The organism is Shewanella sp. 10N.286.51.B8, from assembly GCF_041469325.1.
Taxonomy (GTDB): domain Bacteria; phylum Pseudomonadota; class Gammaproteobacteria; order Enterobacterales; family Shewanellaceae; genus Shewanella.
Map to the genome: position 1 here is coordinate 116095 of NZ_JBFRKG010000041.1, position 10273 is coordinate 126367.

Here is a 10273-nt window from a genome sequence, read left to right on the forward strand (position 1 = left end):
CTACTGTGCTGGCAAGCCAGTGTAATTTACTTTAGCTCTGTTGCAGTTTAAACAACCACTTACCGTAAAGATAAATTCCTACTGCCGAAATTGTTCCCACCGCAGCGATAATATACCAAGCATTGCCGATACTGTGGGTGTTATACAGCAGCGTTGTTAGCTGCTGTGCAGGCTCACCGGTATAAGTCACTAAGGTTGAAAATGCTTCGCCTTGGGGGATTGCATCAACATCTGTTTGACTCATGCCACGCTCTGCAAGAAGCTGCAGTGAGAAAATCTCTTTTGAGGCATACATCTCATACAGTTTAGGCCCAAAGTAGCCTTCCAGAGTCCAGCCTATCCCTTGAGGTAACATCACAAAGCCTAAGTACATGGCTTTTTTACCTTCAGGGGCAATATTGCCCATAAACTCATTTTTCTTCGGGCTAATCATCATTTCGCCGAATGAGAACATTGCAATAGCCAGTACAATCATCCATGCAGCATTGGTTGCGCCAATGAGCACGAATGCCAAAATACTCAGTAAACAACCACCTAACATGGCAGTGGTAATACGATACTTAGCGGTAAGTGCAGCAACCAAGAAACAACTGGTCATGATCATACCAGCATTGAGGTTGAGCATGCCTTCAGGCATCACCTTAGTACCAGTATTATCTAGGCCTAACCAAAACTGGAAAAAGCCGTTAGAGGTGCCTTCAGGACCAAATAGAGAGGTGACAATCACGCTGGTATCAACCCATTCAGCAATATGAATAGGTAATACATCAAATAAGGCATTAAATAAGAACCAGAAACCAGCAAATACCAACATGTAATAGATAACAACGGGCTTTTTAAGCTCATGAAGCGCATCACGCCATAATGCTTCTTGTTTAATTTCGCCTGATTTGACTTTGCGGGCCCGCTCAAGTCGCTCTTCTTTACCTGGTTCTTTATAAGCTAGTAAAAATAGGAAGTTAAAAGAGATGATAGCAGCACAAGCGTAAAACACATTATCCCATGATAACTGACGCATATGTACAGCCACTAAAGGCCCAAGGAAGCCACCAATATTGACCACTTGATAGAATATGCCCCACGCCATTGAGGTGTTTTGCCGTCCGGTTGAAAGCACTAAGGTGCCTTGAATACCGGGTTTAAAGATCCCTGTCCCTGCGGCCAATAATATTGCACCAATCAAGAAGCCATAAAAGCTTGGAAACATCGCCATCACCAAGTAACCCATGATCTTGATTACTGTTGAGGCAAAGATGGTTTCTTTGTAGCCTACGCGATCAGATATCCCGCCAGTAAATACTGGAATGAAGGTTTGCATAAATGCCCAAATGGCAATAATGACACCGTAATCACTAAGGCTAATACCCAGCCCGCCTTCCGAGGTTGGTGTTTTAGCATATAAACCGGCACTGGCCTTTACCCCATAGTAGGCAATACGTTCCACCAGCTCCATGCCGCCGACAATCCAAAATATATAACTTAAGCTGGCAATAGATGCCCACATGCCCAGCTGTTTCACTTCTCTTAGGTCGTTGCCTGAGTGTGAACTTTCACTCATAAATCACCCTTATGATTATTATTATTAACAATAGGTCGGCAGACACTTTACCTAAATTAACCAAATTTACCAAAGTTACTGAGCAGGAATGTGATAATTGCGTTTCGGAGGGGGATTTTTTATACAAAAAAGCGAGCTAATCGCTCGCTTTAATTAATCTGATGTCACTTAAAGGACTTAGCCACAGCACTTTTTATATTTCTTACCGCTACCACAAGTACAAGGGTCATTACGGTTAATTTTGGCTTCTGCGGTGACAGCCGTTGGCTTGTTTAAAATACCCAGAAGTTCAAATATATCTTCAGCGACGTCACTGTTAACAGTAATAGTTGCGACTAGTTTGCTCTCTGCAACTAATGCTTCAACTTCAAGCTTACGCTTATCAGTTTGAACTGATAACTGTAAAGGAAGCGCTGCAGTGCCAGGTTTAGCTTGGCGTTTGGTGTTGTAACCACTTTCGCCATAGGCAGGTTTTGGCGTTTGACGGCCTTTGAAAAAGAATTTATCTGACATGTGTTGTGCCTGCCTATCGTTTTAAATGTCGAGTATTTGAACCAAGGTGGTAAACCAAGGCATTTGAAGCTAACTTAAGGTTGATAAGTGATTATAAGCTAAAGCTTCAAGACTCTTAAAATGGATGAAAAATATCTAGAGGCGAAGCTTATACAGTATCTAAGCCATTTTGACCATTTTTTTAGGTATTATTTGCCTGAATAAGCCGCCAGTGGCGTTGTAATTAACTTAATGGAGATAAGTTTTTACAATCTATTGTAACTGCTCAACAATCATACTTTTCATCGCTTGGGTTAATTTTAGCCATTAAAAAAGGCTATCAAATACCTTGATAGCCTTTTTAGTTTGGGTTTATTTAGCGAGATGGCAAATAAACCAAGCTTTGTTACTTAGCCTTCTAGCTTAGCAAGTTCTGCTTTTTGCTCTGCAAGCTTATCCATATCACGTTGATATTCAGCTTGCTTAGCACGTTCTTTTTCAATCACGGCGGCAGGGGCTTTAGCCACAAAGCCTTGGTTAGATAACTTGCCTTCAATGCGCTTGAACTCGCCAGCTGCTTTTTCAAGTAGCTTGTCGATACGGGCTACTTCTTTAGCCACATCAATCAACCCTGCCATTGGGATTAATAGCTCCATGTCACCGACAAGTTGGGTAGTCGACATTGGGGCAGTTTCACCATCAGCAAGAATTGTCATAGACTCAAGCTTAGCTAAAGTCTTGAAGAAAGTTTGATTAGCCTCTAAACGTGCCTTATCTTGCTCACTCACGCCGCGAAGTAGGGCGTTAAGTGGCTTAGATGGGGCAATGTTTAGTTCAGCGCGAATGTTACGCACAGCAGTAATGACTTGCTTAACCCACTCAAGATCTTCCATTGCCTGCGCGTCTACCTTAGTTGCGTCATACTCAGGGAATTGCGCAATCATTAAGGTATCACCTTCAACACCTGCTAGCGGCTTAACGCGCTGCCAGATAGTTTCAGTGAGGTAAGGCATCATTGGGTGCATTAGGCGCTGCATTTGCTCAAGTACATTAACCAGCGTATGACGTGTGCCACGCAGTTGTGCATCGGTGCCGTTTTGCATTACCGGCTTAGTGAGCTCTAGGTACCAGTCACAGAATTGGTTCCAGGTGAACTCATAAATAGTATTAGCCGCTAAGTCGAAACGGTAATTGGCCATGTGCTCATCGTAGGTTTTAACGGTTTCGTTAAACAGACCGATAATCCAGCGATCAGCTAGCGACAATTCCATTGCTCCTGGCTTGCCATCAACCAAGATTTGACCGCAATCTAATGCTTCGCCGATAGCATCGTCTGCTGCATCTTCAGTTTGCACTTCAGTGTTCATCAACACGTAACGTGATGCGTTCCAGATCTTGTTACAGAAGCTGCGGTAACCATCAAGGCGTTTCATGTCCCAGTTAATGTCACGACCGGTTGATGCCATTGAAGCTAAAGTAAAGCGCAGTGCATCGGTGCCATGTGCTTCAATACCTTCACTGAATTCTTTACGAGTGCTTTTTTCAATTTTAGCGGCCATTTTGGGCTGCATCATATTGCCGGTACGTTTTTCAACAAGTGATTCAAGATCGATACCGTCAATCATGTCTAAAGGATCTAATACGTTACCTTTAGATTTGGACATCTTATTACCGGCTTCATCACGGATAAGTCCAGTGACATATACCGTTTTGAAAGGCACTTGCGGCTTGCCGTTTTCATCTTTGATGAAATGCATGGTCATCATGATCATGCGCGCCACCCAGAAGAAGATAATATCAAAACCAGTGACCAACACGTCAGTTGGGTGGAAAGCTTTCAATTCTTCAGTATTTTTTGGCCAGCCAAGTGTTGAGAATGTCCATAACGCTGAGCTGAACCAGGTATCTAATACATCGTTATCTTGACGTAAAACAACCGAGTCATCTAGCTTATGTTTAGTGCGAACTTCAGTTTCGTCACGACCCACATAGACTTTGCCACTTTCGTCATACCAAGCTGGGATACGATGTCCCCACCAAAGTTGACGTGAGATACACCAATCTTGAATGTCGCGCATCCAAGAGTTGTACATGTTCTCGTATTGCTGTGGCACAAACTTGATGTCGCCGTTATCAACCGCTTCCATGGCTGTTTTAGCCATAGGCGCAACTGACACATACCATTGGTCGGTAAGTAGTGGCTCAATAACCACGCCAGAGCGGTCGCCGTATGGCACTTTTAATCCGTGAGGATCAATTTTGCCTAATAAACCTAAGGTGTCGAACTCTTCAACAATGGCTTTACGTGCAGCAAAGCGCTCAAGACCGGCATAACGCTCAGGTAAGCTGTTATCTAATTCGGTGTTTGCGGTGCCATCAGTATTTACCACTTCTGCAGCGCTACGAATGTCAGCATTGATGGTTAAGATGTTGAACATAGGTAGGGCGTGACGCTTACCGACTTCATAATCGTTAAAGTCATGAGCTGGAGTGATTTTCACACAGCCGGTACCAAACTCCATGTCAACATAGTCATCTGCCACAACAGGAATACGACGGTTAACGATTGGCAGAAGAATGAACTTACCAATAAGTGATTGATAACGCTCATCATCTGGATGAACCGCAACGGCGCTGTCACCTAACATGGTTTCTGGACGCGTGGTGGCCACTTCTAAGTAGTCTTTACCGTCGGCTGTCAATGCGCCATCAGCTAACGGGTAGCGGAAATGCCACATGCTACCTTGCTTTTCTTTGTTTTCTACTTCGAGATCTGAAATAGCAGTGTGCAGTTTTGGATCCCAGTTGACTAAGCGTTTACCACGATAAATCAACTCGTCATCATATAAGCGTACAAATACTTCTTGTACGGCTTCAGACATACCTTCGTCCATTGTGAAACGTTCACGATCCCAATCAACAGAAGCGCCTAAACGACGTAGCTGTTTGGTGATGGTGCCACCTGATTCATTTTTCCAATCCCAGATGCGCTCGATAAAGTTGTCACGGCCTAGGTCGTGACGACCTAAACCTTCTTCTGCAAAGACTTTACGCTCAACCAGCATTTGGGTTGCAATGCCTGCGTGATCGGTACCCACTTGCCAAAGGGTGTTTTTGCCCTTCATGCGCTGGTAGCGAGTCAACGTATCCATGATGGTGTCTTGGAATGCATGACCCATGTGCAAACTACCCGTCACATTTGGTGGCGGGATCATGATGCAATAGTTACCTTTTGACTCATCGCCATGTGGTTTGAAGTAGCCTTGCTCTTCCCAATTTTGGTATAGAGATTGCTCAATTGACTGCGGATTATATGTTTTTTCCATGGGATTTTTGTTTTCTCAATCTAAATTAATAGTTGGTATTGTTAACGAATCAACTGACTTAAACGCCAGTGAACTCAGTGGTAGTAAGCTCAATGCCCAATTGCTTGTATTCACGGTAGCGAATACGGGCAATCTGTTTAAGCGCATCATCATTAGCAACAAAATCGATAATATGCGGAAAGTTAACCGCAAATGCTGGCACTTGGTCTGCAAGGTTTATCAGTAATTGGCGACTTTTATTGGCGCCTAATTTATCAAAACCAATCTCGACAGGTGAACCTGTTATCGGTCCTTCCCCTTTTAAATTGTGGGGAACAAATGCTGTTGGCTCAAATTGCCATAATAATTCATCAATGGCATAGGCTTGTTGCTTATTCTGACAGTGAATATAAACAAGCTGCTGCTGGCGATAATGCCGTTCTGCAATCTGACATGCTGCAAGGTATACGCTTTCAAGCGCACTGGCTTGGGTATTGATTGCTGGCATTAAGTAAAACAGAGTCTTTGACATTATTTTAAATTTTGATGAAGTAAAGGCGAATTTTACACTAAAAGCATCGATTGGGGCTAGGGTGCAGGAGAGTTAATTTTGCTTAATTGAATAGAAATCTGCTGAAATTTTAGCAATCCTTGTGTTCGCATTTATTTGTCAGGCTTATCGGTTTGCTTGCTACTCAAAGGGAGCTGTTTTTGCGGTTTTAAAATATGTAAACCTTCGAACAAGAGGGATAAAAAAGGCGAAGTAACTACTTCGCCTTTTATTAGGTTACTGCCTGTTATTTACAGTAAACTATTAGCAACAAACTATTTGCAACAAAAGTCAATTACTCGCCTTGCTCAACTCCTGCGCGGTTCAATAAGAACTGGCTTAATATTGGTACTGGACGACCTGTAGAGCCTTTATTAGCGCCACTGTTCCAAGCTGTACCGGCAACATCAAGATGTGCCCAGTTATATTTTTTAGCAAAGCGCGCTAAGAAACAAGCTGCAGTGATTGACCCTGCTGGACGACCACCTAGGTTAGTCATATCAGCAAACGGGCTTTCAAGCATTTCTTGATACTCATCCCAAATCGGCATGCGCCATGCGCGATCACCTGATTGCTCACCGGCATTGAGTATTTCATGGGCAAGTGGATTATGAGATGAGAATAAACCTGAAGCATGTTTGCCCAGAGCAATGACACAAGCACCAGTTAATGTGGCAGTATCAATCACTAATTCTGGGTCAAAACGCTCAACATAAGTCAGCACGTCACATAATACTAAGCGGCCTTCGGCATCAGTATTAAGCACTTCAACAGTTTGACCTGACATAGTGGTTAAGATGTCACCAGGGCGATAAGCATTACCCGCAACCATGTTTTCACAACCTGCAAGAATACCGATAACGTTAATTGGCAGCTTCATTTCACATAAGGCTTTCATGGCGCCAATAACACCGGCAGCGCCGCCCATGTCGTATTTCATCTCATCCATGGCCTCGCCCGGCTTTAATGAAATACCACCAGAATCGAAGGTAAGGCCTTTACCAACTAAAACAATCGGTTTTTGCGTATCATCAACAGCGCCCTTATATTCCATTACTGTCATGATAGATTCATTGGCACTAGCACGCCCTACAGCAAGGTATGAATGCATACCGAGTTTTGCCATTTGCTCTTCGCCCACAGTTGAAACCGTAAGGCTGTCATGAACTTCAGCAATTTGACGTGCTTGAGAGGCTAAGTATGCAGGGTTACAAATGTTTGGCGGCATGTTGGCAACATCACGGCATAAGTGCATACCTGATGATACTGCCATTCCATGGTCGATAGCGCGTTCACCAAGAGTTAACTCGCGACGAGTCGGGACATTGAATACCATTTTACGTAACGGACGACGGGTTTCGCCTTTACGGGTTTTCAGAGCATCAAAGCTATATAAACTGTTATAAGTGGTTTCAACTGCTTGGCGTACTTTCCAATAAGTATCGCGGCCTTTAACGTGTAATTCAGTTAAGAAGCAAACGGCTTCCATTGAACCCGTTTCATTTAAGGTATTGATAGTCTTTGTGATAATTTGTTTGTATTGGCGCTCATCAAGTTCACGCTCTTTGCCACAACCGACTAACAAAACACGCTCACTGAGCACATTGGGAACATGATGCAATAATAACATCTGTCCAGGTTTGCCTTCTAAATCACCGCGTCGAAGCAAGTTACTGATGTAACCTTCACTGATTTTATCCAACTGCTCTGCGATACCTGACAAACGACGTGGTTCGTATACACCGACAACGATACAAGCTGAACGTTGTTTCTCGGGGCTGCCGCTCTTTACGCTAAACTCCATGAGCACTCCTAGATTATTAAAGACAAATTTTTATATTTATTAGATAATGTTTTAATTCGGCCTGTTAGGCCATATTTACAAACCTTTAAGGAAATAAATCCTTGGTAATTTTCTGCTATATCAGCTAAATGAATTACACTTAAAGAAGCTCACGCGCTGGTCAGAAAACTATCAATAACTGCTAAAAGCAGACATTTAATAGTGAAGTTACTCTGATACCAGCAAAAAGACAAGTTTTAGACTGTGGATCCTACCTGTGATTGTATTTAGATACTTGATCGTTGAAGTTTTAAAAGCCCAATTTGCGATACTTTTGGTGCTGTTAACTATTTTTATTAGCCAGCAATTTGTGCGAGTACTGGGAGATGCCTCTGATGGTGATTTCCCTGCGTCTTTAGTGCTGACGTTATTGGGGCTAAATTTACCGCAATTAACCGTTTTGGTGTTGCCGCTGAGCTTTTTCTTAGGGATATTGCTCGCCCATGGGCGAATGTATGCCGAAAATGAAATGGTGGTGCTTCATGGCGTCGGGATCAGTGAGTGGTATGTCACCCGTGTGACCTTGCTTTTGGCGGTAGCAAATTTAGTGTTTACTGGTATTTTATCGGTTTATGTAGGTCCATGGGCGGAAGAAAGACAAAATCAAGTGCTAGAACAGGCACAGTCAGAAGCCGGTTTAGCAGCAATTACCCAAGGCCGCTTTCAAGCTAGCCCTAATGGCCGAGCTGTGTTGTTTGTTGAAAAAATCACTAAATCTAACGAATTACAAAAAGTGTTTGTGGCTCAGTTACCTGATCCTGAAGACGAAAAAGGCTTAACTAATATTGTGGTTTCAGAAAATGGCCGCGTAGTGGAAGATAAGTTTGGTAGCCAGCAATTACAACTTGATAATGGTACCCGTTATCAAGGTAGCCCGAATAATCTTGACTATCAAATGATTGAGTTTGGTGGTTATAAGATGGAAATTAAAGAGCAAGAAGTGGATGAACGTCGTCGTAAGCTTTCAGCTTTACCGGTTGATCAGTTACTTGCTACGCCAGGCCCTGAAGCAGCAGCAGAATTCCATTGGCGTTTAGCGCTGCCTTTAGCGATTCCACTCATGACCTTAATTGCAGTGCCACTGGCTCGGGTGAATGTAAGGCAAGGTAAGTTTGCCAAAATGTTCCCAGCGATTTTACTTTATTTAGGCTATTTCGGCTTAATGGTTGCCGGCCGTAAAGCGCTTGAGGATGAAGTCATCCCACAAGTATTAGGCATGTGGTGGATCCATGGCTCCGCATTTATTATCGGTATACTCTTACTGGGTAAAGAGCGTCCAAGTGGTGCTAAGTTACTGCAATTACTTAAACGTAAGAAGGTGGCAGTATGAAGATACTCGATCTCTATATTGCCCGAGTGATTATTGGCACATCGGCGTTATGTTTACTTATTTTAACTGGCTTGTCGGGCATCATTAAGTGGGTTGATCAGCTACGTGTAGTTGGCCGCGGTGCTTACACTATGTTTGATGCGATTATCTATGTTATTTACTTAATCCCCCGTGATATTGAGTTGTTTTTCCCCATTGCAGTATTACTTGGGGCGCTGATTGGTATGGGAATGTTGGCATCGAACTCTGAATTAGTAGTAATGCAGGCGTCCGGTATGTCTCGGTTGCAAATTACGATTTCAGCGATGAAAACTGCCATTCCATTGATGATCATTGTAATGGCCTTAGGCGAGTGGGGTGCACCTGTTGCAGAAAGAACGGCCAAAGAGCTACAAGCAACCAAAGTTTCTGGTGGTAGCCTGATCAAATCTCATCGAGGCGTGTGGGCAAGAGACGGTGACTTATTTGTCAATATTGGTGAAGTTGAAACCATAAACACCTTAAATAAAGTGACCTTTTATAAGTTTAATGATCAGTTAGAGTTAACCACCATGACTCAGGCTCAAAGCGCTAAATTTTCTAATGATGTATGGCGCTTATTTGATGTTAAAAATACCATAGTTACTGATAACAAGATTAGCTTCGAATACCAAGAAGAGCGAATTTGGAACTCTACCTTAACCCCTGATAAATTAAGTGTGGTGTCAGTAAAACCTGAAGCGTTAAGCATTCAAGGTCTAGTGGGTTATTTAGATTACCTTGAAGCTAATCAGCAAGATCCGAGTCGTTATGAGCTGGCTTTGTGGCGTAAAATTATGCAGCCAATTACTGTAGCAGTGATGATTTTAGTGGCACTGTCATTTGTATTTGGCCCCTTAAGAACCGTGACAATGGGCGCAAGAGTCTTGCTTGGCGTGGTCGCTGGCTTTAGCTTTTATATTTGTAGTGAGATATTTGGCCCTATGAGTATTGTTTATGGCTTACCCGCCTATATAGGTGCAGGTATGCCACCACTACTCTTTAGTATTGGCGCGTTATATTTCATCAGAAAATAGCCTTTGCCTGATAGGGCGCTTGCTTCTGGCAAGTCTGCAATAATAAATATCCCAATGACGTTAGTTGTTGGGATTTTTTTATATTTACTTGACCACATCAACCAGGGTTTTATTGCTGTACTCTACCTCTACCTCTACCT

The 10273-nt window shown here is 43.0% G+C and carries 7 protein-coding genes; 2 read left to right on the forward strand and 5 right to left on the reverse strand.

Going from position 1 to position 10273, the window contains the following annotated elements; genetic code table 11:
* Nucleotides 1-31 precede the first annotated feature (31 nt).
* The 5 genes from AB4160_RS15880 to pepA all read right to left on the reverse strand — a co-directional run bounded on the left by AB4160_RS15880 (nt 32) and on the right by pepA (nt 7709).
* On the reverse strand, nt 32-1558 hold the full coding sequence (locus AB4160_RS15880) for an MFS transporter (protein WP_102438809.1): 1527 nt from the start codon (nt 1556-1558) through the stop codon (nt 32-34).
* Nucleotides 1559-1735: 177 nt separating this feature from the next.
* Nucleotides 1736-2071 (reverse strand): PBPRA1643 family SWIM/SEC-C metal-binding motif protein, encoded by a 336-nt coding sequence (locus AB4160_RS15885; RefSeq protein ID WP_102438807.1) that lies wholly within the window; start codon nt 2069-2071, stop codon nt 1736-1738.
* Nucleotides 2072-2460: 389 nt separating this feature from the next.
* Nucleotides 2461-5376: a valine--tRNA ligase gene (locus AB4160_RS15890; protein ID WP_102475554.1), complete on the reverse strand. Its 2916-nt coding sequence runs from the start codon at nt 5374-5376 to the stop codon at nt 2461-2463.
* A 58-nt stretch (nt 5377-5434) separates the two neighbouring features.
* Nucleotides 5435-5887, reverse strand: a complete 453-nt coding sequence (locus tag AB4160_RS15895; RefSeq protein ID WP_102438803.1) for a DNA polymerase III subunit chi — start codon at nt 5885-5887, stop codon at nt 5435-5437.
* 313 nt (nt 5888-6200) lie between these two features.
* Nucleotides 6201-7709 (reverse strand): leucyl aminopeptidase, encoded by a 1509-nt coding sequence (gene pepA, locus AB4160_RS15900; RefSeq protein WP_372005476.1) that lies wholly within the window; start codon nt 7707-7709, stop codon nt 6201-6203.
* Between the two features lie 256 nt (nt 7710-7965).
* Between pepA and lptF the strand changes: the two genes are divergently transcribed.
* Complete coding sequence (lptF, locus tag AB4160_RS15905; protein WP_102438799.1) at nt 7966-9078, forward strand: LPS export ABC transporter permease LptF; 1113 nt, start codon at nt 7966-7968, stop codon at nt 9076-9078.
* Complete coding sequence (gene lptG / locus AB4160_RS15910) at nt 9075-10133, forward strand: LPS export ABC transporter permease LptG (protein WP_102438797.1); 1059 nt, start codon at nt 9075-9077, stop codon at nt 10131-10133. The genes lptF and lptG overlap by 4 nt, the downstream gene beginning before the upstream one ends.
* Nucleotides 10134-10273: the final 140 nt, after the last annotated feature.